19 protein-coding genes are annotated in these 25,557 nt (G+C 36.5%); 5 read left to right on the top strand and 14 right to left on the bottom strand.

All coding sequences use genetic code 11. From position 1 onward, the window contains the following. Window positions 1–41: 41 nt before the first annotated feature. Window positions 42–1,889 carry a chloride channel protein gene (locus EL260_RS13715; protein ID WP_123855887.1) on the top strand — a complete coding sequence of 616 codons (1,848 nt, stop codon included), beginning with the start codon at window positions 42–44 and terminating at the stop codon, window positions 1,887–1,889. 136 nt (window positions 1,890–2,025) lie between these two features. Here the strand turns inward: EL260_RS13715 and EL260_RS13710 are convergent, their stop codons facing one another. The 6 genes from EL260_RS13710 to EL260_RS13685 form a co-directional block, all read right to left on the bottom strand. After that, window positions 2,026–2,970, bottom strand: a complete 945-nt coding sequence (locus EL260_RS13710) for an aldo/keto reductase (protein WP_123855886.1) — start codon at window positions 2,968–2,970, stop codon at window positions 2,026–2,028. Window positions 2,971–3,358: 388 nt separating this feature from the next. Continuing rightward, window positions 3,359–5,170, bottom strand: a complete 1,812-nt coding sequence (locus tag EL260_RS13705) for a hypothetical protein (RefSeq protein WP_123855885.1) — start codon at window positions 5,168–5,170, stop codon at window positions 3,359–3,361. 434 nt (window positions 5,171–5,604) lie between these two features. Continuing rightward, window positions 5,605–6,756 carry an efflux RND transporter periplasmic adaptor subunit gene (locus tag EL260_RS13700; protein ID WP_123855884.1) on the bottom strand — a complete coding sequence of 384 codons (1,152 nt, stop codon included), beginning with the start codon at window positions 6,754–6,756 and terminating at the stop codon, window positions 5,605–5,607. A 7-nt stretch (window positions 6,757–6,763) separates the two neighbouring features. Then, window positions 6,764–11,101, bottom strand: a complete 4,338-nt coding sequence (locus EL260_RS13695) for a CusA/CzcA family heavy metal efflux RND transporter (RefSeq protein ID WP_123855883.1) — start codon at window positions 11,099–11,101, stop codon at window positions 6,764–6,766. 277 nt (window positions 11,102–11,378) lie between these two features. Continuing rightward, the gene (locus EL260_RS13690) at window positions 11,379–11,711 is read right to left on the bottom strand and encodes a hypothetical protein (RefSeq protein WP_123855882.1); all 333 of its coding nucleotides are present in this window, start codon (window positions 11,709–11,711) and stop codon (window positions 11,379–11,381) included. A 267-nt stretch (window positions 11,712–11,978) separates the two neighbouring features. Beyond that, window positions 11,979–12,584, bottom strand: coding sequence for a hypothetical protein (locus EL260_RS13685; protein WP_123855881.1), 606 nt, complete (start codon window positions 12,582–12,584; stop codon window positions 11,979–11,981). Window positions 12,585–12,998: 414 nt separating this feature from the next. Here EL260_RS13685 and EL260_RS13680 point away from each other — a divergent pair, with 414 nt between their 5' ends. Further along, window positions 12,999–14,348: an MATE family efflux transporter gene (locus EL260_RS13680; protein WP_123855880.1), complete on the top strand. Its 1,350-nt coding sequence runs from the start codon at window positions 12,999–13,001 to the stop codon at window positions 14,346–14,348. Window positions 14,349–14,623: 275 nt separating this feature from the next. Here the strand turns inward: EL260_RS13680 and EL260_RS13675 are convergent, their stop codons facing one another. Beyond that, on the bottom strand, window positions 14,624–15,430 hold the full coding sequence (locus tag EL260_RS13675) for an AraC family transcriptional regulator (protein ID WP_123855879.1): 807 nt from the start codon (window positions 15,428–15,430) through the stop codon (window positions 14,624–14,626). A gap of 71 nt (window positions 15,431–15,501) precedes the next feature. Between EL260_RS13675 and EL260_RS13670 the strand changes: the two genes are divergently transcribed. After that, window positions 15,502–16,707 carry a CynX/NimT family MFS transporter gene (locus EL260_RS13670; RefSeq protein ID WP_228445453.1) on the top strand — a complete coding sequence of 402 codons (1,206 nt, stop codon included), beginning with the start codon at window positions 15,502–15,504 and terminating at the stop codon, window positions 16,705–16,707. 114 nt (window positions 16,708–16,821) lie between these two features. Here the strand turns inward: EL260_RS13670 and EL260_RS13665 are convergent, their stop codons facing one another. Continuing rightward, on the bottom strand, window positions 16,822–17,592 hold the full coding sequence (locus tag EL260_RS13665) for an MBL fold metallo-hydrolase (protein ID WP_123855878.1): 771 nt from the start codon (window positions 17,590–17,592) through the stop codon (window positions 16,822–16,824). A gap of 91 nt (window positions 17,593–17,683) precedes the next feature. Between EL260_RS13665 and EL260_RS13660 the strand changes: the two genes are divergently transcribed. Continuing rightward, window positions 17,684–18,001 carry a winged helix-turn-helix transcriptional regulator gene (locus tag EL260_RS13660; RefSeq protein WP_123855877.1) on the top strand — a complete coding sequence of 106 codons (318 nt, stop codon included), beginning with the start codon at window positions 17,684–17,686 and terminating at the stop codon, window positions 17,999–18,001. An 8-nt stretch (window positions 18,002–18,009) separates the two neighbouring features. Here the strand turns inward: EL260_RS13660 and bioA are convergent, their stop codons facing one another. The 5 genes from bioA to EL260_RS13635 all read right to left on the bottom strand — a co-directional run bounded on the left by bioA (window position 18,010) and on the right by EL260_RS13635 (window position 22,787). After that, window positions 18,010–19,299, bottom strand: a complete 1,290-nt coding sequence (gene bioA, locus EL260_RS13655; RefSeq protein WP_123855876.1) for an adenosylmethionine--8-amino-7-oxononanoate transaminase — start codon at window positions 19,297–19,299, stop codon at window positions 18,010–18,012. Between the two features lie 113 nt (window positions 19,300–19,412). Then, window positions 19,413–20,399: a biotin synthase BioB gene (gene bioB, locus EL260_RS13650; protein WP_123855875.1), complete on the bottom strand. Its 987-nt coding sequence runs from the start codon at window positions 20,397–20,399 to the stop codon at window positions 19,413–19,415. Then, the gene (gene bioD / locus EL260_RS13645; protein WP_123855874.1) at window positions 20,396–21,007 is read right to left on the bottom strand and encodes a dethiobiotin synthase; all 612 of its coding nucleotides are present in this window, start codon (window positions 21,005–21,007) and stop codon (window positions 20,396–20,398) included. Before bioD ends, bioB begins: the two co-directional genes overlap by 4 nt. Before the next feature lie 54 nt (window positions 21,008–21,061). After that, a complete protein-coding gene (locus EL260_RS13640; protein ID WP_123855873.1) occupies window positions 21,062–22,171 on the bottom strand; it encodes an aminotransferase class I/II-fold pyridoxal phosphate-dependent enzyme in 1,110 nt (369 codons plus the stop codon). After that, window positions 22,164–22,787 (bottom strand): hypothetical protein, encoded by a 624-nt coding sequence (locus EL260_RS13635; RefSeq protein ID WP_123855872.1) that lies wholly within the window; start codon window positions 22,785–22,787, stop codon window positions 22,164–22,166. The genes EL260_RS13640 and EL260_RS13635 overlap by 8 nt, the downstream gene beginning before the upstream one ends. 66 nt (window positions 22,788–22,853) lie before the next feature. On the opposite strand from EL260_RS13635, the gene EL260_RS13630 reads away from it, so the two are divergent. Further along, complete coding sequence (locus EL260_RS13630; RefSeq protein WP_123855871.1) at window positions 22,854–24,341, top strand: aminotransferase-like domain-containing protein; 1,488 nt, start codon at window positions 22,854–22,856, stop codon at window positions 24,339–24,341. A 39-nt stretch (window positions 24,342–24,380) separates the two neighbouring features. On the opposite strand, the gene EL260_RS13625 is transcribed toward EL260_RS13630, so the two are convergent. Next, complete coding sequence (locus EL260_RS13625; protein ID WP_123855870.1) at window positions 24,381–25,556, bottom strand: PepSY-associated TM helix domain-containing protein; 1,176 nt, start codon at window positions 25,554–25,556, stop codon at window positions 24,381–24,383. Between the last annotated feature and the right edge of the window lies 1 nt (window position 25,557).

The raw sequence follows: 25,557 nt of genomic DNA, 5'->3' as shown, positions 1-25,557 counted from the left end.
CAGCAGTTTCAAATTGAGACCTGCATTAAAATTCTTCCCAGGTGAAAATTCACAACAAAAAAAAGTACCTAAGTTTTCTAAAATTTAAAAGAGATTTCCAGAAATACGGACTGGAAAAAGCACGCAGTTATGAGCTTATTCTACATTGGCTAAACAATAGGCTGAGCCGGAATCAGTTTCTTGTGCTTTCCGGAATCTTGGTTGGATGTACAGCAGGTTTAGCAGGAGTAATTCTGAAAACACTCGTACATAATATCCATTATTTCATTACCAGTAAAGTCCATTTTGAATATCAGATTCTGTTCTATATCGTTTTTCCTTTTTTAGGAATTGTTCTCACCACAATGATTGTTCTAACATTATTTAAAGGTCAGGATCGAAAAGGGATTGGAGCAATCCTTTATGAAATTGCCCAGAACTCAAGTATTGTAGCCTCTGTAAAAATGTATTCTCAGGTGATCCAAAGTGCGGTTACCGTTGGGTTGGGAGGTTCTGCCGGATTGGAAAGCCCCATTGCAGTTACCGGAGCTGCGATAGGGTCAAACTATGCACAAACTTACAGGCTTAATTATAAGGAACGTACATTATTACTTGCAGCGGGAGCTACTGCCGGGATAGCCTCAGCATTCAACGCACCTATTGCCGGAATTATGTTTGCCTTTGAAATTCTCCTGACGGGAGTCGTTTTTACAGACTTTATTCCATTGGTCGTTGCTGCGGTTTGTGGAAGTCTTTTGTCCAGGATATTGCTTCAGGAAGATGTTCTCTTTAGATTTTATACAAGAGAAGCTTTTAACTATAAAAACCTGCCTTATTATCTTATTTTAGGCCTTGTAACAGGACTTTATGCAAGATATTTTGTGATTATTTCCCAAAAAGTAGAGCATTTTATAAAAGGACTTCAGCTTTCAAAAATGCGTAAAGCGATGTTTGGAGGTGCTGTGCTTTCTCTGCTTTGTGTGCTTTTTCCTCCTTTATTTGGGGAAGGATATGAAACGGTGAAAGCTTTCACCAATGGCAATACACATTCTATTATTGAAAATAGTCTTTTCAGATACTTTGAAATTGGTGACTGGACGATTATTATATTTTTAGTCCTTGTATTATTATTAAAAGCCTTTGCTACTTCATTTACAATATTCAGTGGCGGAAACGGTGGAAACTTTGCCCCTTCTCTTTTTGCAGGTGGAACCTTAGGGTATTTATTTGCATTGGTTTGTCAGCATATTGGATTTGCAGATGTTCCGGTTACCAATCTTGTCCTGGTAGGAATGGCCGGAGCCATGAGTGGCGTAATGTATGCACCACTTACAGCGATATTCCTGATTGCAGAATCAAGTTTTGGATATGATTTGTTTATTCCGTTGATGATTGTTTCTATTATTTCATACCTGATTGCGAAATGGTTCTCTCCAATCTCTCCGGAATTAAAATCCCTTGCTGATGAAGGTAAAATATTTACCAATAAACATGATAAAAACCTTCTTTTTGCTTTAAGAACAGAGGATTTTATCGATAAATATTCTCAGACAATTCAGGAAAATGCTCCTATTACAGACCTTTTTGAGCTGGTAAAGAATGGAGATAAGAATATTTTTGCAATAGTAGATGATACCAGAGCATTAAAAGGTGTTTTAACGCTGGATGATATCAGACCTTATCTTTTTAATAAAGAAATTGACACTACCCAAACAGTTGCTCAGATTATGAAGGCACCTCCGGCAATAGTCCATCCTGAAAATAGACCCCTCCAAATTCTTCAAATCTTTGATGATTCCGGAGTTTGGAATCTGCCTGTGGTGAGTGAAAATAATGTTTTTATTGGTTTTATTTCCAAATCTTCTATTCTGATGAGTTATAGAAAGTTGTTGAAGGAGTATTCGGATTAAGGAGTTAAACCACCTTTCAAACAGTAGTAGTACCTTAAAATAACTTAGTGTTAAAACTTCTATGCTTTTCGCGTTAAAAAATAAATCCGTTCAAATACTGTGAACGGATTTTTAATCTAATAATGAAGTTTAAAAATTAATGGCTCACTTTATTAAGCAAGTCAATATCTTCCTGATCTAAAGTAAGTTTCGGAGCGTTGAATAGCGTTTCAAGCTGTGAAGAACTGGTAGCACTTACAATAGGTGCAGTAATCAATGGATTGGATAATAGCCATGCTAGAGCCACTGTTCCCTGATTGCTGTGATGTTTTTCACTCACCTGATCCAGTGCTTTTAAAACATCCAGACCTTTTGGATTTAAATATTTTCTTACACCTTCTCCCCTTGCGCTTTTAGCAAGATCTGCTTCATCACGGTATTTTCCGGTTAAGAATCCCGCTGCCAGTGACCAATAAGGAAATACACTCAGATCAAATTGTTCAACTAAAGGAGCATAGTTTTTTTCAAAACCTTCTCTTTCCAATAAATTATAATGAGGTTGTAAAGCAACATATTTAGGCAGATTATTCTTTTCAGAAGCTTCAAAAGATGCCTTTAAACGTTCAGGAGAAAGATTAGATGCTGCGATATAGCGTACTTTTCCGGCTTTAATAATTTCATCATAAGCAAAAAGTGTTTCTTCTACCGGAGTGGTATGATCGTCAAAATGCGTGTAATAAAGATCGATATGGTCGGTTTGAAGCCTTTGCAGAGACTCATCTACAGATTTAAGAATATGTTTTTTACTGATATCGTAGCCATGCTCTTTTGTTTCAGAACCTACTTTGGTAGCCAACACAATATCCTTACGGTTATTACGGCTTTTCATCCATTTTCCGATGATTTCCTCAGATTGCCCGCCTCTTCCGTTTACCCACCATGAATAGGTATCTGCCGTATCAATAAAATTGAATCCGGCTTCTGTAAACTGATCCAATATATCAAAAGATTGTTTTTCATCCAGTGTCCATCCGAAAACATTTCCTCCGAAATTAATAGGAGCTATTTCTAAATCCGTGTTTTTGATTTTTCTTTTTTCCATAAAAATAATTTTACTAACTGAAATCTAAGGTAGCGAATATTATTCTTCATCACTATTCAAAATAGCCATACGCTCTATAGTTATTATAAATGAAAAAGCCGATGATTCCTTATTTATTTTGCAGAATGCGATAATAAAAAAACAGTCTTATAGAAGACTGTTTCTGCTGTAATTGTTGGATTAACGTAAAAAGTATAAGTTTTATCTGTATTGTGTATTTTTTTTTACACAAGATAATTTCAGTATTCTTTTCATACTAATTCTATGGGACTATGTGGTTAAATTTTTAAAATCATATAGAGACATAGAATTATGCAAGTTAATTCAAGTAAGTAAAATAATTAATCCGTTCATTGTGGTGTATTTTTCGAATTATCTGCAAGATAATCTATTGCTTTTCAATCTGAGGAATTTCAAGTGCTATCAGAATTTGTCTGTATTCCTGTAATTGAAGATTAATCGTTTGTAATCCTTGTTTAAAGAATGCAGATGTATTGAATAGGTTTTGATAATATTCTACTCCCTCCAGCATATTCTTTTTGAATGCATTCCATTTCTTTGTTTGAGACTGGGTAATTTGTATGGAAGTGTTTTCGATTTCCTTTTTCAGATACTCTACATACATTTTCAATTCATTGATGAACATATTAGGACGGTTGTTATCAGGCAGGATATTGGTATTGCCATAAATATGTTTTACCATTTCCGAAAGAGAAACTTCCTTATCAAAGAAGGCAATATTGGGTCCCGGACAGATGACAACACCTTGTTTTTCGCCCTTAATCTCCATTCCCTGTTCCATGTAAGCAGCGTTTACAAGTCCTACACAAAGACAGGCTTTATCTGTAATTTCAGTTTTTTTCTTTTCAAACTCTTCTGTAGAAAGTGTTTCTTTCTGATGAGAAAGTTCGTTCAACTTCATATCCTGATATTTCTTAGAAGCAGTACAGGTGCCTTCAGGAGAATATTCCTTGCTTAATGCTAATAATTTCTTTGGACATGAGCTTCCATACCTTCCTTTGGCTTCTTTCTGCTGTTTTAATAATTCGTTAGAAGTTCCTTTTATAGTGTTGAAAGGAACACCCAAAGGTGAAATTTGGCTTAGGTAAAAATCATTTTCCTTAGCATTTAAAAGAAGATTTCTGGTCTCGGTATCTACAGAAGTGGCTTCAGGAACTAATAAAAATGGAGAGCCCCATCCCACACTGTCTACGTCATAATTGGACAATAAAAAATCATGTTCTTCAGAAGTACCTACACCTCCCTGTACGGTAATTTTCATTGGTAAAGGTTTGGAGACAACAGGTTTGCCTTTTTGCTCTAATGCACTTATCATTAATGAATAAGCAGACTGGATCAGATCATTCTTTTTCTGTCTGAATTCTTCCATAATAGGTCCCAAAAGCATTCCTTCTGTAGCAAATGCATGGCCTCCGCAGTTTAATCCTGATTCTATTCTGTATTCTGAAACCCATAAGCCTTTTTTAGCCAGAAAATTTCCCTGAATCATCGCAGAGCGGAAATCACTTACTTTAAGAATGATTTTCTTTTTCAGAATTCCGTTTTCATCGGGGAAAAAATCATCAAATTCTTCCATGTAACTGTACAGACGGGGATTCATTCCTGCCGAAAGAACCATTGAGGAAGATAATTTACTCTTTGCAAATCCACGCAGCGAAGCATGAGCATCATTGTACATTGCAGGAAGTTGCTCATTCTTTTTATAGTTGTCTTTATCAACTTTTGTCATGATATTGACATCAATACTTCCGGGTAGCAGATTTGTTTCAATAAAGTGTTTGATACTGTCACTCCAGTTATCTTTTTGTACAATAAGGTTTTGAAGACTGTTTTTCAGATCTGAAGTATTGGGTAACATGGCCACAAAGTCTTTCAATGCCTCTTTATTTTTACTGATTTCCTGTTTGAAAGCTTCGAATTTTTCATTCACGATATCATCTACCATGTCCAGATAAGCAGTAATTCTTTTGGCTCTGTAATCCTCTGTTTTTGTTGAAATTCCAGAATAATCAAGATTAAACTTTTTGTTGTAAAAGTTTTTCATTTTTTCCAGAATTTCATCATCAATGATGGAAATCACAGAAGAAATTCCATATTGTGCAACGCGGATCGGGCTGTCTATGGTATAAGCCAATCCCATTACCGGAATATGGAAATTGTGTAACGGTTTAGTTGTCATTATGTTTCAATAAAAGTTCTTTACTTAATGCAACTAAAAATTCTTTCAACTAATTCACTGCTTAAAAGTATTGCTTTTTTAATTAATTATGCATCAAATAGTATCTGTAATATTGAAAATATGCTAAAAATCATTTTATCAGGGTGTTATTTTCTTCAAAAATGCATAAATATTATAGACTTTGTCCAAACAGTATTTTTAGCCACTTTTCCTACTACAATATTCTATGTGACTATGTGGTTTAAATAATAATTTAATTTTTACCCCATAGCCACATAGAGTTTACACATAAATTAAAATTATTCGTGAATTCGTGGCGATAAAAACATAGCAATCATCCGCGTAATCAGTAAAATCTAGTACGGTATTAGTATAAAAAAGGTTTCATTTACTTAGTAAACAAAACCTTTTCTATTAAACGTATGGATAGGCCATTACTCTGCCTTATTCTTCAGCATCATCAGAAGGCTATACGCTCCTTTCTGTACAATCTTTTTACCTTGTAAGAAATCTGCTTTTAAAACTTCTGTAAACTGGTCGTCTGAAATTCCGGTGACTACAGGGATCATCTTATATTTTGATTTTCCAAGGTCTTCAAAAACATAATTTTTATTTTCAAAAGAAACTACAGCATCATTGGGAAGTCCTTGGGTATATCGGCTGCTGATATTGACTTCGGCATTGACGTACATTCCTTTTACAAATTCAGCGTTAACAGATGATAACTTAGCTATAGCCGTTGCAGAGCCTCCATTTTCAATACTTGGAACTACACTTACAATTTTAGCATTGGACTTCATATCAGGATTTTGATTATTATAAACCAGAATATCCTGTCCTACTTTTATATCATTAACATCGTTTTCAAATACCTTTAATTCTAGAAGCAATCCAGCCGGATTAATTAGCTCAAATAAGGTATCTGCGGGGTTAATATATTGCCCGTTATTGACCAGAATTTTGCTTACAAAACCACTGAATGGCGCATAAACATTAATTTTACTTCTTATATTTCCTGTATTCAAGCCTTTTGCATTGATTCCGATGATCCTTAGTTTTTCTTCAAGACCTCTTAAAGTGGCATTGAGAGTTGAATAATCTGCCTGAGCGGTTTGTAGCGTTTTATCACTGCTTGCTTTGCTTGTATTAAGGTCTTTCTGGCGGTTAAAGTTGAGTCTTGCAGCATCAAGTTGTGCTTTGGTTACCAGATAATCCTGTTGAAGTTGTATGAATTGCGGATCTTCTACAATTGCCAGTACCTGACCTTTGCTGAAGCGGCTTCCATTAATGACATTGATCGCTTTGATATGTCCGCCCATAATGCTTGAAACAGAGCTGATATGAGATGGGGCTATCTCTGCTTTCCCATTCAGGCGTACCAGTTTCTCCATGTTCCTGTCCTGAAGAGATGTAATCGAAATTCCTACAGACTGAATTTGCTGATTGGTGAGATGAACCGTGTTCTCCGCTCCCTTTGCAAATTTTGTATTTTCGTAGACTGTTTTTTCCTCTTCTTTTTTGCCTGAACAGGATGATAAAGCAAATACTAAAGCCAGGCTGTATATTGATATTATTTTGAATTGCATGACGCTGTTATTTTGAAATTAAGAAATTAAGTTCTGCTCCGATCTGATTCAGTCTTTCCAGGCTGTCGATGTAATCTGCCTTGGTCTTGACAGCTTGATTCACCAGTATTACCCAGTTTAAATAATCAATTTCTCCTACATCCATCTGCTTTTGAGCTGTTTTTAAGATCGTTTCAGATTTTGGAAGCTGTTTTTGCTCATAATTTTCAATAATCCTTTGCTGATTCATATAGTTACTGAGCTGTTGTCCCAATCTGTTTTTAAGTTCAATTTCCTTTCTTTGATATTGATTTTCAGAAATAGCAATTTTTGCCTGTGCGGCTTTGGCTAAAGCTCTCTGGCCTTTGGTAAACAATGGAATTCCTACTCCAACCTGTACAGAATTAAAACGGTTATTGTTAATGTTTTTCATACTCTGATTGGTGTAGCCAATCAAAAGTTCAGGAAGCAGTCTGCTCTTTTCAAGTTGTACTTCAGCCTCTCCTACTTTGATCTGCTGTTGCAGATACATCAGTTCAGGGTGTTGTTTTACCATTTCCTCTGAAATCTGAAGTCCTATATCCATTGTGGGTTTATTGGCAACGGGTTGATAGGTAATATCAGACTGCAGGAGCAACTGAAGCTGAAGTTTTGCAATATTCAGATCATTTTCAAGGGAGTTCAGTTGTACTTTTACCTGTTCTTTTTGAATTTCTGCGGTGGATTCTTCTAGAATGTTGGCTTCTCCTTTTTTTAATCTTAAACCAGCCTTATCTGCAAAATTGGAGTATAGCTGACTGATGTATTCCAATACTTTTTTCTTTTCCTGAAGGACTAAAATTCTATAGAAAACATCTGTAACCTCTTTGGTGAGCTGTGTTTTTGTAAGGTTCTGACTGATAATACTTGCTGTCCATTCCGCATCCAGCATCTGCTTTCTTTTCGAATAAACAGTTGGAAAGCTGAATCTTTGTGAAATTCCAAATGAATTGTCGGTCTCTTCTCCCTGAATCTGCCCGATTGCTCCTGTAACTTCCAGCTGTGGAAGGTCAAGATAACTGGCTTTCAGTTTCTCCTGATAATGAGTGATGAGTTTTGAACTTTTAAGCGTTCCGTTTTGTTGATATGCCTTTTCCAGTGCCTGTTCAAACGTTATGTTTTCCTGAGCCTGAAGACTACCGAAAGAAACGAATAGTAAGAAAACAGACAGTTTTTTATAGTGTATTTTTTTAGAGAATTTCATTTTATCTTTATTAATATGTTCAAATAAGACGTAAAGGATTGGGAGAACAAATAAGGTTAAAAGGGTGGCCAACATCAATCCACCAATTACTACTGTAGCCAAAGGTCTTTGTACTTCAGCTCCTGCTCCATTGCTGATAGCCATTGGCAGAAATCCTAATGAAGCTACAAAGGCAGTCATCAGAACCGGACGAAGTCTGATTCTTGTTCCCATTAGTACAATTCTGCTGGTATTGGTTATTCCATTCTTTTTTAAACGGTTAAACTCTGATATCAAAACAATTCCGTTAAGTACAGCTACCCCAAATAAGGCAATGAATCCAACCCCGGCACTGATGCTGAAAGGCATTCCTCTCAGGGCGAGAAAATACACCCCTCCAATGGCTGATAGCGGAATGGCAGTGTAGATTAATAAACTGTGTTTTACAGATCCAAATGCAAAGAATAACAGTAAGAAAATCATGACTAAAGAAATAGGAACAGCAATTCCTAATCTTGCTTTGGCTTCGTTTAAGTTTTCAAAAGTTCCACCATAAGCAATGGTATATCCTGGCGAAAATTTCAGGTTTTTTCCTACTTTTTGCTGAAGTTCTTCCACAATACTCTGCACATCTCTATCTCTGGCATTAAATCCAATGATGATTCTTCTTTTGGTATCTTCTCTCTGGATCTGGTTCGGACTGTCTTTAAGTTCTACTTTCGCCAGTTGGGATAAGGGCACCTGCTCTCCGGAAGCTGTCGGAACCAATAGATTTTGGATGCTGGTAATATCTTTTTTATAATCATTATCCATACGAACAACGATGTCAAACTTTTTCTCTCCTTCATACAATGCTCCGGCAGTTTGTCCTGCAAAAGCCATATTGATCACTCTGTTGATCTCGGCAACAGAAATATTGTATCTTGATAATTCAGAACGGTTGTAATCAATAACTACCTGTGGAGCCCCTTCAACGGGCTCTATATAAAGATCCTGAGCTCCTTTTACCGTATTAATGATACTTCCCAGCTTTTTGGCATATGTAGTAAGACTGTCAAGATCTTCCCCGTAAATTTTACAAACTATATCCTGTCTGGCTCCTGTCATCAATTCATTAAAACGCATTTGTACAGGGAACTGGAAACTTGTTGTTAATCCGGGAATGACACGTAATGCCTTGCTCATCTTTTCCGAAAGTTCAGGGAATGATTTTGCAGAAGTCCATTCTTTTTTAGGCTTTAAAACAATAATCATATCTCCCGCATCCATTGGCATTGGTTCTGTTGGAATTTCTGCGCTTCCGATCTTTACAACAATCTTTTGTACTTCTGGAAACTGTTTTAAAAGAATACCGGAAGCCTGTGTCGTTATTTTTTTGGTCTCATTAATATTACTGCCTTGAAGAATTCTCATTTCAACAGCAAAATCTCCTTCTTCTAATGAAGGAATAAATTCGCCTCCCATTCTTGATAAAGTGAAAATGGCACCCGCAAAAAGCACAAGAACGCCTAAAATGATTGTTTTTCTATATTTCAAAGCCTTTATCAGGAACTTTTGGTGTCCTGTTTCCACCTTCGTCATTACCCTGTCAGAAATATTATCTTTTACCTTTTTCTTTCTGCTTAATACCAATGAACTCATCATAGGAATATAAGTAAGGGAAAGAATAAATGCCCCAATCAAGGCAAATGCTACAGTTTGTGCCATAGGCTTAAACATTTTCCCCTCAATTCCCTGTAGAGTAAAAATCGGAAGGTACACAATAAGGATAATAATCTGCCCGAAAACAGCACTGTTAACCATTTTGGTAGCTGAACTGGAAACCTGGCCATCCATTTCCTTTTTGCTCAACATATTGTCTTTTCCAAAATGCTTTTTGTGAGCCAGCTGATGCAGAACAGCTTCCACAATGATAACCGCTCCATCTACAATAAGACCGAAATCTAAGGCCCCAAGACTCATCAGGTTGCCTCCAACACCAAAGATATTCATCATAATAATGGCAAACAGCATGGCTAAAGGAATTACGGAAGCAACCAATAATCCGGCTCTGAAGTTTCCAAGGAATAAAACAAGAATGAAAACTACAATCAGGGCCCCTTCCATCAGGTTGGTTTTTACTGTACTGATGGTATTATTAACCATCTTAGCGCGGTCAAGGAAAGGTTCAATTACAACACCTTCAGGCAGAGATTCCTGGATTTTCTCTAGTCTTTGTTTAATATTGCCTATTACCTCGTTAGCGTTTTCTCCTTTAAGCATCAATACAATGGCTCCGGATACTTCTCCGGTATCATTATAGGTCATAGCGCCATACCTTGTCGCATATCCGATTTTTACAGATGCTACGTCTTTAATGTGAACCGGAATTCCTTCTTTGGTTTCTGCTACCTGAATACTTCCAATATCTACTGCTGTTCCCAAAAGACCTTCGCTGCGGATAAAAAGAACTGTTTCTTTCTTTTCGATATAAGCTCCTCCTGTATTTTGGTTATTCTTTTCCAAAGCGGCAAAGACATCGTTGATATTGATATTAAAAGCCTGAAGCTTATTAGGATTAATAGCAATTTCATACTGTTTCAGTTTTCCCCCGAAACTGCTGACATCTGCCACACCTTTGGTTCCTAATAACTGTCTTCTCACGACCCAGTCCTGAATAGTTCTCAGCTCCGTTTCGTCATACACATTTTCATAGCCTTTCTTGGCCCTTACGACGTATTGGAAGATTTCTCCCAATCCTGTAGAAATAGGTCCTAGTTCGGGCTTTCCAATTCCGTCTGGAATATTATCCTGAACGAGTTGTAGACGTTCCTGAACTTGTTGGCGGGCCCAATACACATCGGTATTATCATCGAAAACTACAGTGACCAGTGACAACCCGAATCTGGAAAGGCTTCTAAGCTCGGTGATTCCACTGATGTTACTGGTTGCCTGCTCGATGGGGAATGTTACAAGACGCTCAATATCTGCGGCTCCATAAGACGGTGCGGTGGTGATAATCTGTACCTGATTATTGGTGATATCAGGCTGAGCGTCAATGGGTAGTTTAGTGGTTTCATATACTCCGAAAAGAACTAAGCCTATGGTGAACAGAGCAATGATGAGTTTATTCTTTACAGAAAACTCAATAATTTTGTTTAACATGAAAAATTATTAATGGGTAAATCTGTAGTCTTTTATAAACTGCTTATATTTTGTATTTGAACAGCAAAAGTCGCAAAAGCTTTTAAATACTTAAGCTTAAAATAATACCAGATAAAAAGTTCGCAAAAGAGTAAAATCAAAGAATTTCACAACTCTAATTGTACTTTTTATTTTAAAAAAAGCAGAATAATATTGTACTACAAAATTGATTGATAAACAATAACAATTGATTACCTTAAGTAAAACTTAAAGTATCTATTTTTAAATTCAAAATCAATTAAGAAAGCCGTGGAGGCTGGAAAATATTGGAAAGGTAAAGGTTTGAGAAATCCTTTTCCTGATAAATACTATTTTTTTGAGGAATTCTGATTTCTTTAGGTTTTTTGATTTCAAAGGTGTAATCAGGAAGCTGGGCATGTACTGTCAATACAATTGGTGGATTGATAAACGGTAGCTTTTGATCCAGATCCCAGTCAGCATCTTTTTTATGATTGTCATAATGTTCCATGACAAATTCCGAAAGATTCCCTTCATATTCTATAAAATGTTCTACAAACATAGGCACCTTCAATACTTCCCCCGCATTGGTGGTAGCCAGTACATACATCATTGAACATATTATGGAGAACCATTTTAACATCCTTGCAAATATAGGGCTTAAATTTTTCCTGAGAAAAGAGAAGAAGATTAATTTTTGTTTAATAAATAGGTTTTTGGGTGTTTTATCTGTATTCCAAAATCTTCTACAGTCTGAATAAACTTTTGGGAAGGATCAAAAAGTGATATATTTTACCGGATGACAGCAAACAGATCTCATTAATGGAAAATATTCTCGGGCTTAATCCATCATTGTTTCACTTATATTGTAAGTGAAAATTTAATCAAAATCTAACAATCCATCAGTGAGTTGCTTCCATTGAATTTTAGCAACTCCCATCATACCTCCTATTGCTATCATTAGATTCCTGCTGATATCAATAAGATTAGCATTAAAATTGGGTGATTCATTCCGACCGTACACGGCGGCTTTTAAATAGGTGGCATTTCTTTGAATCATAAATGTAGAAGTGGCTTTTGAACTGTAAAAGTGAGCAATATGACTCTTTTTTTGGGTGGGATTCTGAGAAGGTCGGCAGGTCATTATAATACTTTCAGAATAGGTATCTTCAAAATAACAGATATCAATAATTTCGACCCAGTCAAATCCTTTGGCTTCCGTTTCACCAGGTCCGGGAATATTTATTCTGACAAAGTCTCCTTTTTGTGGTTCCCGTTCGATCGGAGTACCTGTGAGATCGTATAGTTTAAAATCGGCAAAGGCTTCTCCACAGTAACTTTTCCATTGATTGATAGAGAAAAATCTTGTCTTTAATATCTCATACTTAAAGGAAAGGAGTGCAGGTTCAAATTTGGCATAGCTTTCAGTATCGTGAAAGCCACCTGATTGCTGATCAGGAACTCCTCTAATCTGTTTTGGCTTCATACTTCTTTTTATTCAAATTAAAAGAATTTATACATTTTATTTTATGAGTACAATCACAATGTAGTTGATAAATTACTTAAAAAGTTAATTTTTTTTACTTGATGCTTTTGGAATTTAAACCTGATCCCCATTATTCCTTTTTGCGGAGTTTTTATTCCGTCTTAGGGATCTCAGGTTAGAATTTTGAAGACTAAGTTTGTTCAAAGTTATTTAGAAAAATTATTACATAGATAAATATCATTAATTTAATTGTTAAAGTGAGTGTTCATCGGAAGCCAGAAGAGAGAGAGCTGAAATTATTTTTGTTGGTAATCAGTAATGTAGATGTAATGGGTTTTCTCCCTTATAATTTCCTTCTTCCTAAGTCTGGCTTCCTTTTATATCATTTACCTTATCAATTCTTAATCATTAACAATGGAACAACAGAGACAGCTTATTTTAAACGGGAAAATGCATAAAGTAATGTGGCAAATGTCGTGGCCGGCAGTTATTGCGATGGTACTTTATGGGTTGAATAATTTTCTTGATGGAATTTTTGTAGGACACTTGATTAGTAATACAGCTTTAGCGGCAGTAGGTGTTGCCTATCCCCTAGCGCAGTTTGCCCAGGGATTCGGAACGCTTATTGGAACGGGTTTAGGAGCCGCAGTAAGTATCTGGATTGGAGCGGGTGATAAAAACAAACTGGCCAGAGCTATGGGAACTGTTAATTTTCTTACCCTGATCTTTTCAGCTGCAATTACATTTCCGTGCTATATTTTTGCCAAAGAGCTGGTGTATATGATGGGAGGAAGAGGCGAAATTTTAACCTTAGGAGTAGAATATTTCAGAGCGACTATTATTGGAAGTTTTTTCTGGATTCATGGGTTGGCGCTAAATATGCTGATACGCGCAGAAGGACGGATGAAAACTGCTGCCTGGATGATTGCTGTAGGTCTGGTTGTAGACGTCGCATTAAAACCTTTGTTTATTAATTCTTTTGGTGGCGGTGTAAGCGGTGCAGCTTGGGCAACCAATGTCTCAATGATGATCTATACGGTATTAGGGGTTTGGTATTATGCATCCGGAAAGGCTTCTTTTGTTACCCGATTTTGGTCCTTAAAATATGACAAAGCCATTATAAGGGAAGCTCTTTCGTTAGGAATGCCCGGTTTTATTATGATGGTCATGATTGTGATTCAGAACATCGTAGTCTTTAATGTAATTGCTAAATATGGAAAAGATCCAGACATTACCTTTTTTACGGCAGTCAACCGGTTTTATATTCTTTTAAATACTCCGCTTTGGGGATTGATGAGAGCTTTGCAGCCTGTCTCAGGCATGAATTTCGGAGCCGAAAAATATGAAAGAAGCATCAAGGCATACCGTCTTTTCTCTTTTACAGGGCTTATCATTTTGATTCCTTTCTGGCTTTTTGTGATGTTCTGTCCATCAGAGGTATTGTCTGTAATGATTCCCAATGTATCTTTTCAGCCAAGCCAGCTAACTGATTTCAGGATTTATATGAGCGTTTTACCAGCCTTACCATTCATTTTTATGGCAATGGTCTGGTTTCCTTCTGTAGAAAATGCCCGACCTGCTACCGTGATCAGTATTGTAAGACAACTGGTATTATATATTCCTGCCCTTCTCATTATCCCAATGTTGTATGGAATCCGAAGTATTTATGTTGTAAGTGCCATTATAGAATGGATTGTGTTTGGTGGGGTCATTTATATGATTGGGTTACATTTCAAAATATTAAGAAAAACAAGCATATATTAATAAATGATAATTTTTAATTAAAATAAATAATTTTTAAATAAAATGCTTGTACAATGCGCTGCATAATATAAATTTTGCTTATATTTGTGAATCGAAATAATTTTTTTTCATCATTTGTGTTTTTTTAAGGTCTCCATTACTGGGGGCCTTTTTGCTTTTATAAGCTGTATAATAAAGAATCAGTTACGGATATGATAAATGAGTAAAATGGGAATTATTTATAAAATAAAGCTTATAAATTCTTTTATATAGACGAATACGGTGCTTTAATGATATTAATAAATCCCTTTTCCTATACCTAAGTTAATGTTTTTCATAAAATCCGTAGGTCTGAACTGCATCACCGCCTGGAAACTTCTAGTGTAAGCCTGTACACTCTTATACCCTACTTCATACGCTGTTTCTGAAATGGTCAGATTTCCTGAGCTCAAAAGTTCAAGGCTTTTAATGATACGAAGCATTTGCTGATATTTACTCAAGGTAAGACCGGTTTCCTTTTTAAATATGCGTTCCAGACTTCGGGAAGACAACAGTGCTAATTCTCCCAGCCCTTCTATTTTGATCTCTGTATTGTAATAATGATGAAGGTGTTCAATGACTTTTTCTAAGCGTTTATCTTTAGGCAGGCAGAGATGAAGTTTCAGGGAATGTTCTACAAAATGAGGGAGCTCATTAAACAACGCTTTTAAGAATACCATTTCATCCCTATCCATTTTCATCAGTTTGGACCATTTTTCAGCATATTTTATCATTTCTCTCAATACGGAAGGAACAGAAAATACATTCACCTCATCATAAAATGAATTCTTCTGATCTGTGTCTGCAAACATAATCATCAATTTGATCTTTTCAGAATGGGAATTAGTTTTATGAATGGCATTCGGAGGTATCCAGGCTGCATGGTTTTGAGGAAGAAGATAAATACGTTCTTCAATGGTGATATACTGAAATCCGCTTTCTACGTATACCAATTGGCCCTTTTCATGCTGATGGAGAACATTATCATGAATCCAGTTTTCTTCAAACCATACAAAATAGGGTTTATTAAGGTCATCTATTTTTATACTGTCGTTAGCATTCATGTCGTTTCAGGTTAAAACTTTGGCAAAATTAAACAAAATTACTATGCTAATTTTGTGCAAAAGTTTTTAATATGATGAAGAACGAAGTTAAAAAGAATGCGTCTTATGTTTTAATGATTCTGAATGTGTTGGTGGTTATATTAATTTCCAGCAATCTTCGATCTCCTATTGTTGCTGTATCTCCGGTACTTGGAGATGTAAGAGATGCTTTGAAGCTGGATAATTTTCAGGTGAGTCTTTTAACCTCTATTCCACTTTTTATGTTTGCGGTCTGCTCTGTTTTGGTCAGCAGGTTTTCTAATAAGTTCGGAATCAGCAAACTGTTGATGTATTCATTAATTATTTTAAGTTTTGGATTATTTCTGAGAATTTCAGGCTCACTTTGGCTGTTGTTTATTGGCTCGGTATTTATCGGTTTGGGAATTTGTATCGGAAATGTAGTGACTCCCGGATATGTTAAGAATAATTTTCCGAAACAAATTGGTTTAATGACAGGGATTTTTGCTGTTTCTATGAACCTTACAGCTGCTTTGGCTTCCGGTTTTAGTGTGAGAATCGGTGAATGGACCGGATTTGGATGGCGTGGCTCTCTGGGTATATGGCTGGTGATTGCCGCACTTGGATTTGTCGTATTGATTCTTGAAATTTTATTTAACAAAAAGAATTCTAACCAGCCTAAAACGGCTTTGGCAACTTCTGATTTTAATATGTTTAAGTCTTCCCAGGCATGGAATATCAGTATTTTTATGGGATTACAATCCTTGTTTTATTACTGTATGGTTGCCTGGTTACCTTCATTCCTTACCGATTACAATATGCCGGGTGAAAGCTCGGGATGGGTCCTTTTTGTCATTCAGATCACTATGATTCCTATCACCTTCTGCTGCCCGATCATTGCCAGTAAAATGAAGGATCAAAGAATTATGATTCTGTTTATATGTGCTCTAATGTTTGGAAGTACCATGATGTTTGTCTTTCTGAAATCTCAATGGATCTATGTAAATGCTGTCATTATCGGGATTTCCAATGGATTGTCTTTCAGTTTATCCATTCTGTTTTTCTCTACAAGAACGAAAAGCAGCATCAATGCAGTGAAAATTTCCGGAATGGCGCAGTCTGTAGGGTATCTGATTGCTGCATTCGGGCCTCCGGTATTTGGGAAGCTGCATGATTGGGATATTTCCTGGAATACTTCATTCTATTTTCTGAGCATTGCAGTATTGATTATGCTTTACTTTGGATTGAGGGCTGCGAGAAATAAATGTGTAGAGGATTAATTGTTCTTAGTTTTAATTGTAAATAAAATGAGGCTTTTTCTATTTGAAAAGCCTCATTTTTTATTGAAAACCCAGTTTTAAAAAGGAAATACTTTCTCCTGTAATCAGATTATTCTAATAAATGGACAAATTTATTTCTTCACCATCTTCAGGAATGAAGCATTGATTTTCATATTCTTTTTCATAAATCTTTTCCTGAATAAATGCCCTGTCCTCTTTGCAGTGGCTTACAGCTTCCAAGTGGGTTACCCAAACTTTTGATTCCGGAGCATGTTCGCAGACTTTGAAAATGTCTTCACTAGTCATAATAATAGGATCTCCTACAGAAAATGTAGCGGCACCTCCTGCTACAATAATATGCCTAGGCTGGTGTTTTTCAATTTCTTTTGCGATATCATCATACCAGATACTGTCTCCCACAATATAAACGGATTGATTGTCTTTTTTAAGAACAAATCCGTTGACTACTCCCATTTTATCGCCAATTTCTCCGGTTCCATGTTGTCCTTTTGTTAAGGAGATATCAATATTGTTCCAAAGAAGGTGCTCGTTGACTGCGATAACATTCTGAAAACCCTGTTTTTCGATCTGATCTGAAATCACAGAAGGACAGAGAATTACTGTTTGTTTATCAATCATCTCTATGGCTGCAGAATCCCAATGATCCGGATGTAAATGAGTAATGGCAACTGCATCTACCATCTGTAGCTTTTTGATTAAATCTTCCCGGCTGAAAGGAAGATCCAGCAAAGGATTCAGTAATTCATTATCTGTCATTGGGAATTTTCCCAAAGAACCTTTTTTTCCAAGCATCGGATCAACCAGAATGGAGAGGTCACCAATAGTCAATAGCAATGTTGCATTGCGCCATAATTGTAATTTCATTTGCTTAAGTTTGTAAAGCAAATCTATTGGTTAACTAAGGCAAAACAATCGAAGGTTACCAAAAGGTTATTCATTTACATCTAAGTAACCTATGAATTTTGAAGAGTTTAAAAACTGTGGGCTGAGAAGAAGTCTGAATATTCTTTCGGGAAAATGGAAACCATTAATCCTCCATAATCTTTTTGAAGAAAATCAGGTCCGTTTTGTGGAATTATGGCGGAATATGCCAAGAGTATCCAAAAAAGTTCTTGCAGAACAGCTTAAACAACTGGAGGAAGATCATATTGTTCAACGAATTGAAGTGTATAATTTTCCTCCGGAAGTCTATTATCAACTGACAGAGAAAGGACAAAAGCTGGGACCTATCCTTTTTGAGCTTCATGCCTGGGGAAATGAATTAAATTCTTAGAATGGCTTTTAATCTTTAAACAGATCCAAAACTTCAAGAATATTGTGGTAGACTGTATCCAGTTCTTCTGTAGAAATACAATAAGGAGGCACCAGATAAAGAACATTTCCTAAAGGCCGCATAATAATTTCCCTTTGTAAAAACTCATTATAAAGTTTTTTTCCGATTTCATTAAAATAAGAAGTTCCCTGTCCGGTTTTAAAATCAAAAGCCAAAATAGTTCCGATCTGGCGGGCATTTTCAACCTTAGGATGTTCAGTCAAAACTTTTACAAACGCTGAATGCTGTTGGGAGATACGTTTAATATTCATTAGGGTTTCTTTTTTTAGTAATAATTCCATACTGGCCAAAGCTGCGGTACAGGCTAAAGGATTGGCTGTAAATGAATGTCCATGGAATAAGGTTTTATGTTTGTCATCAGACCAGAAAGCATCATAAATTGCTTTGGAAGATGTTGTAATTCCCATAGGCATGGTTCCCCCAGTCAGTCCTTTTGAAAAACACATGATATCCGGTTGTTCGGTAAGATAATTGGCCGCGAAAAGCTTCCCGGTTCTTCCGAACCCTGTAAAAACCTCATCCTGAATCATCAGAATTTTCTGTTTTCTGCAGAATTTCATCAGGGTATTGAGATCTTCTGCATTATACATAAGCATTCCTGCTGCCCCCTGAACTAAAGGTTCATAAATAAAACAAGCTACCTCATCAGCAATAGCTTCAATTTGTGATTGTAAATTTTGCAGGTTTTCTGGAGTAGGAGTATCAATGAAAACGACTTCAAACAGTCTGCTTTCAAAAGGTTTCGTCCAATAGCTTTTTCCACTTACAGACATTGCTCCGAAGGTATCACCGTGGTAGGCGTTTTTAAAAGCAAGGATTTTGGTTTTTTCTTTTCCCTGATTGTGAGCATATTGAATACACATTTTCAAAGCTACTTCCACAGCGGTAGATCCATTGTCAGAATAGAACACTTTTTTCTGATTGTCGGGTAAAAGCTTCAATAAATTCTCTGAAAGCTGAGTAGCGGGCTCATGGGTAAATCCGGCAAAAATAACCTGTTCCAAGGTATTAAGTTGTTCAAATAGGCGTTGAGCAATATAAGGATGTGAATGTCCATGCAGGGTTACCCACCATGAAGAAACCACATCCATATATTTTTTACCTTCATTGTCATAAAGATAAAGGCCCTTTCCACTTACAATAGGAATGATATTGTCAGCAGACTTCATTTGCGTATAAGGATGCCAGTTGACGGCTTTATCTCTTTGTTGGAGGTTTGTTGGTGTTATTGTATCCATATATTGATGATTTTGAGATAAGAGTTTCTGTTTTTAATGCAACGTTTGCAAAGGCTCTATAAAAGATGCTTTGTATTAAAACCCAGAAACTCTACCATCTCATTGATAATTGTTTAACAGCAGGTTTCTTTTTTCATCATTGGTTTTAACCCAAGGGTTTCCAGCATTTGCATGTCTTCAGAAACTCCGGGATTAGGAGTTACCAGTAATGTTTCTCTTTCTCCTGTGAAGATAGAGTTTGCACCTGCCATGAAGCACCATGCCTGTTCTGTTTCGGTCATCTCTATACGTCCTGCGCTCAACCTTACCATAGAAGAAGGCATTACAATCCTTGCGGTAGCAATCATTCTTACCATTTCCCAGGTATCCACTTTCTCGTTATCTTCCAACGGAGTTCCTTCTACTCTAGCCAATGCATTGATAGGAACTGATTCCGGATGTTTAGGCATTGTCGCTAAAGTGAGTAACATGGAAATTCTATCTCTGTGTGTTTCTCCAAGTCCGATGATTCCTCCTGAACATACCGTGATTCCCGCTTTTCGAACATTATTGATCGTATTGATTCTATTATCAAATGTTCTGGTGGAAATGATTTCTTCATAATACTGCTCAGAAGTATCAAGATTGTGGTTGTATGCATATAATCCTGCTTCCTGAAGCCTTATAGCCTGTTCTTCAGTCAGCATTCCCAGTGTACAGCATACCTCCAGGCCAAGTTCATTTACTCCTTTTACCATATCGATAACCCTGTCAAAATCACGGTTGTTACGTACCTCACGCCATGCAGCAGCCATACAGAAACGGGATGAGCCGCTGTCTTTTGCTTTTTGAGCATGAGCAATTACCGTTTCAGTAGGTAACAAAGCTTGTACTTTGATATTCGTATGATAACGCGCTGCTTGTCCACAGTATGAACAATCTTCGGGACAGCCTCCGGTTTTGATTGATAATAAAGTGGAGATCTGTACTTCGGATGGATCATGCCATTCACGGTGTACGGTTGCCGCTTTATAAATAAGTTCCATAAGCGGTAAATGATAAATTTCTTCTATTTCTTCTTTGGTCCAGTTGTTTCTGATTTTTGTTCTATCCATTATCATAGTTTTGTTATTTTTAATTGTTTTGCAGTTGTTGTGATATGTTCCTTATCCGTACTTTCGATTTCAGGAATTTTGATAATTTTTGTTTCTTCTGTGATGAAATTAGAGATTACTCTTTCTGTATCTTCTGGGAAATCTCCGTTGAAAACCAGGTATTCCAGTGGGATATTTCTTTGCTTTAGGGCTATTATTGATAGTAAGGTATGATTGATACAACCTAAATAGTTTCTCACAACCAATGCAGCGGGAAGTTTTAACTTTTCAATCAGATCAATCATAAAAGTATCATCTGAAAGCGGAACCATAAGTCCTCCTGCTCCTTCTACGATTAAAGAATTTTGAGTTTCCGGCAATTGGAACGTATCAAGATTGATTTGTATGTTTTCTTCTCTTGCGGATTGGTGTGGAGAAGCAGCCAATTGGAGGCGGTACGTTTCAGGATGGCAGAATGTATGGTCTGTCCAGATTTCAATTTTATGACTGTCTGAATAATGCAGATCTCCTGATTGTATGGGCTTCCAGTAATCAGCTTTGAAATATTGCACTAAAATGGCGGAACAGACGGTTTTTCCAATTTCGGTTCCTATTCCTGTTATAAATAGTTTCATTAGGTTTCTAGGGTTTTGTAATACGAAGTGTAAAACAATATTTTATAACTTTCTTTACATGAAATCTTTGATAATTCCTGTGAGTTTGATGATCTCCTCTTCTGTATTGAAGCTGTGGAGACAGATCCGGAGTCTTTCACTTCCTTCTTTTACCGTTGGGCTGTATATGGCATAGGTTAAGAATCCTTCATCTGATAGTTCTTTCTGTAAAGACTTTAGTTTCTGATTATCGGGAATGATAATGGCCTGAACCGGACTTATTACAGAAGATGGAGATGCTAATCCCTGGCTCCGGAATGTTTTTATATTTTCCTGAAGGCGTATGGATAACTGTTGATTATTTTCTAAAAAATCATATCCTGTTTTGATCCTCATCCATTGGAAGTCCTGTGCGGAAGTAGTATAAATAAAAGGAGATGCAAAATTAACCAGATAAGACTTTAAAGTGTCATTGCAAAGGATGGCAGCACCATGAGCACCCAATGCTTTGCCATAAGTGATTACATTGGCTGTAACCTGATCCTTTAAGCCATATCTTTCTACCAATCCATATCCAAAAACTCCAAAAGCATGAGCTTCATCAACGATTAAACCGGCTTCATATTTCTTTGCCAGTGCAGCGATCTCTTTGATTGGGGCAATATCTCCTTCCATGGAGTAAAGGCTTTCAATAGCGATATAACAATGTCCTTCCTGTTTTTTTAAAATGCTTTCCAGGTGTTCCGGATCATTATGCCTGAATTTTAATTTTCGGACATTTGACATTTTACAAGCGTCATGTACGGAACGATGAATCTGTTCATCCACAATAATCATATCATGACGGTTGGGAAGCGTTGAAAACAACGCTAAATTGGCATTATAACCGGAAGGAAAAAGCAATGCAGAAGGAAACTGATGTTTTTCAGCGATAAAACGCTCTGTAAAATCTGTTATTCCGCTGTTTCCGCTAATCAATCTGGAGCCTGTACTTCCTGAAAGCAATTGAGGACATTCATTGATTTTCTCCAATATTATCTTTTGGAGTTCCTTATTTTTTGCTAATCCCAAATAATCGTTAGAGTAGAAATCAATCCCTTCAGCTTTTGGCTTTAAAGTTCTTAATGTTCCGTTCTGTTCTCTTTTGTAGAGTTCCTCCTGAAAGCGATTGATGTTTTTAAGCATAATTCAATTGAGCTACTTCTTCCGTAATAGCATTAATCCATTGCTGGTGCAGGTCCTTTTCTATTTCCAGAATATGATCTGCATGTAATTGCCAGTCTTCAGAGAATTCATTAAGCTGATGAATCATTTCTTCGAGGTGACCTTCTTCTTCCAGGATAATAGATTTTACCATTATTTTGGAAGATTCTTCTGTCAGGATTTCCTGATAAACCGGATAAAGCTCATCAGCTCGAACTTCAATAGCATAAGTAACAAAGAGATAAGCAGCATATTTCAGTTCTTCTTTTGTAAGCCGGAAAACACCCTGAAGATATCTGCAGGCTTTAATATCCAATGAATGCAGATATTGTCTTGTTGCTGTGGGAGCCAGCAGCTCTCTATTTTCATAAGTTTTGCAAAGTTCCGGATCTATTTTTCCGATCTGTTTTTTAAGATAATAAGCATGGCGATGTTCTTCAGCAGCATGTTTCAGCTGAATTAGGGTAACCATTACCGGATGTTCACACTTTGATATTTTTCTTGCACCGGCATTTTCCATAAAGGAAAGGGTGTTCAGCCATTTGGCATGGATACTGCCATCCTGCACTATTTTTTTAAGGAGATGATGAAATTCCATAGATTTTTATTTTGATGTCAAAAGTAGTATATTGCCGGATGGTTCTATGGTGCCAGTTTTTATATTATGGATAGTCCGGTTAAGATTCCTTATGAAAGTTTTATTAAAATAGATAGAAAATCAGAGACTTCTATCTATTTACAAATAGCTAATCAATTGGTGAATGCGATTCAAAGAGGTTTTTTGCCTTTTGGTACAAAACTTCCCGGAACGAGAGCTTTTAGTGAAATACTGGATGTGCATCGAAATACAGTCGTGGCAGTATATGATGAACTGTCTGCACAAGGCTGGGTGGAAAGTTTTCCTAACAAAGGAACTTTTGTCATCGGAAAAGACCAGGAAAAACCCGTTAAAGTAAAAGATTTTGAGGATAATAGTCTTCAGAACTATCCCCAATTGACAGGCTTTACTTTTAAGACTTCCAATATTCTGGATAACCCTTTTGAACATTCGGATTGTGAATATGTCTTTAATGATGGGGTTCCGGATATCAGACTTACCCAAATCGGGCAACATTCGCGATATTATAGTTCTATTCTTAAGAGAAAGTCTAGCCAAAAAGGACTTGGACATTATAATCATGATGGAAGTGAATTTTTTAAAGAGCATTTGTCAAGGTATCTCAACTTATCCCGTGGATTACCCATTTCTAAGAACAACCTTCTGATTACCCGAAGTACGGAAATGAGTATTTATATTGTTTCCGAAATTCTTTTGTCTCCAGATGATACCGTTCTTGTTGGAGATTTGAGCTATTTTTCTGTGAATATGATTTTCCAAAAAGCAGGGGTAAATATTGTTACACTTCCGATTGATGAAGATGGAATTATCGTAGAAAGTGTAAGGGAAGCTTGTCAGAAGAAGAAAATAAGGATGCTGTATCTTACTCCACACCATCACTATCCTACTACTGTAGCTTTAAGTGCACAACGAAGGCTGGAACTGCTGGACTTAGCGAATGAATATGGATTTGTTATTCTCGAAGACGACTATGATTATGAATTTCATTATGATAAAAGTCCAATCTTACCGTTGGCAAGTGCTGATACAAACGGAATGGTGATCTATATAGGATCTTTCGGGAAATCATTGGCGCCGGGATTCAGAACCGGATTTATTGTAGCTCCTGAAAATCTGATGGTGGAAATGCGGAAACACCTTGGAATTATAGACCGTCAGGGTGATATTCTGATGGAAAGAACACTGGGCGAAATGATTGAAGAAGGAGAAATCAACCGTTATCTGAAAAAATCCTTAAAAGTTTATCAGGAAAGGCGGGATTATTTCAGTGTTTTGCTCCAAGAAAACCTTGGTGATGTGATTGCTTTTGAAAAACCTTCCGGAGGTCTTGCCATCTGGATGGAATGGAATATTCCGATTAATCTGATGCAACTGAGTCGGAAATGTGCTCAGGATAATCTTTTTATTCCTAAAACCCTGCTTTATCAGAATAAAAATCTTACCGCGATGAGGCTGGGCTTTGGAGATCTGAGTTTTGAGGAGATGGATAAAAGTATAGAGATCCTTTCCCAGAATATCCTCCATTTTAGATAAAGATAAAAAAGCCTCTATCATTATAGAGGCTGATGGTATTTATTGGTTGTTGATCTGAAATTTTTTCTTTGGTTTCTTCTTTTTTCGGTTTAAATAAATGATAATTCCCGTAATAGGAAGTGATGTAGCAATAATGCCGGCTAAAAGATACATGATTCGCCCGGTGATTCCGAAGATACTTCCGGTGTGCAGATCATAATTTCTTTCCCTTAAGGCAGTACCATACCCTATTTTTTCATCTTTATATAGTTGATGTTTTAAGATTTTCCCGGAATACTGGTCAAAATTATATTGTTCATTTTGGTATTGTTTATTTCCATAGGTTAGTTCTGCATAATAGGTACCTTCATCTGTTCTTGGAAAATTAATAAGCGCTGATTTTTTATTAATCAGATCCTTTTCAACTTTTTTACCAATGCTGTTCAAAATAATTTCACGGTCTGTAAATTCCTCTGAAGGAATACTACTCTTTGCTTTTTGTTCAGTAATAGCGTTTCCATTTAAAGCATCTTTCACCCATTTATCTATGTTTTCAAAATTCCAGATGATGGCAGAATAAGAGATGAGTACCAAAGGAATTACAACATAAAATCCTAAGACATTATGAAGATCATAATTAACTCTTTTCCAGCTGGCTGAAGTTTTGATGGTCAACATTCCTTTCAACATCTTTTTACTCATCTTTTTGGGATACCATATGATAAGTCCCGAAAAAAGAACAATAACCAACATGAGTGTAGAATATCCTGTAATAGTTTTTCCTATTTTCTCTCCCAATAATAGCCTTCTGTGGAGATCCAGAACGATTTCAAAAAAATCATGTCTGGCATCTTCCACTTCATGAACTCTTCCGGTATAGGGATCAATATAAACCCGGTAATAATAAAGATAAGTTCCCCAATACGTTAGGGCATCATTGTCCATTTTAAGAGTTCGGAATACATAAGTCCGGGTTGGGTCAGAAGAGATTTGAACTCTTTTGATTGTAAGTCCGTCAGGAAGTGCTTTTTCAGCTTGTAAGGAAAGTTCAGAAAGGGATAGTTTTTTGTTTCCTATGGTTTTTACAACATGTCTGTCAGGATATACGATATGTTTTAATTCTTCTTCAAATGCAAGAATACATCCCGTAGCTGCCATAATCACAACTATAAGCCCGGATATTAATCCGAGCCATAGGTGTAATTGAAGGGTAGCTTTTCTAAGGGTAAGCTTCATG

It is taken from the genome of Chryseobacterium nakagawai, assembly GCF_900637665.1.
Lineage (GTDB): Bacteria > Bacteroidota > Bacteroidia > Flavobacteriales > Weeksellaceae > Chryseobacterium > Chryseobacterium nakagawai.
Note: the sequence above shows the minus strand (reverse complement) of the source record. Positions and strands in the feature narration are given on the sequence as shown.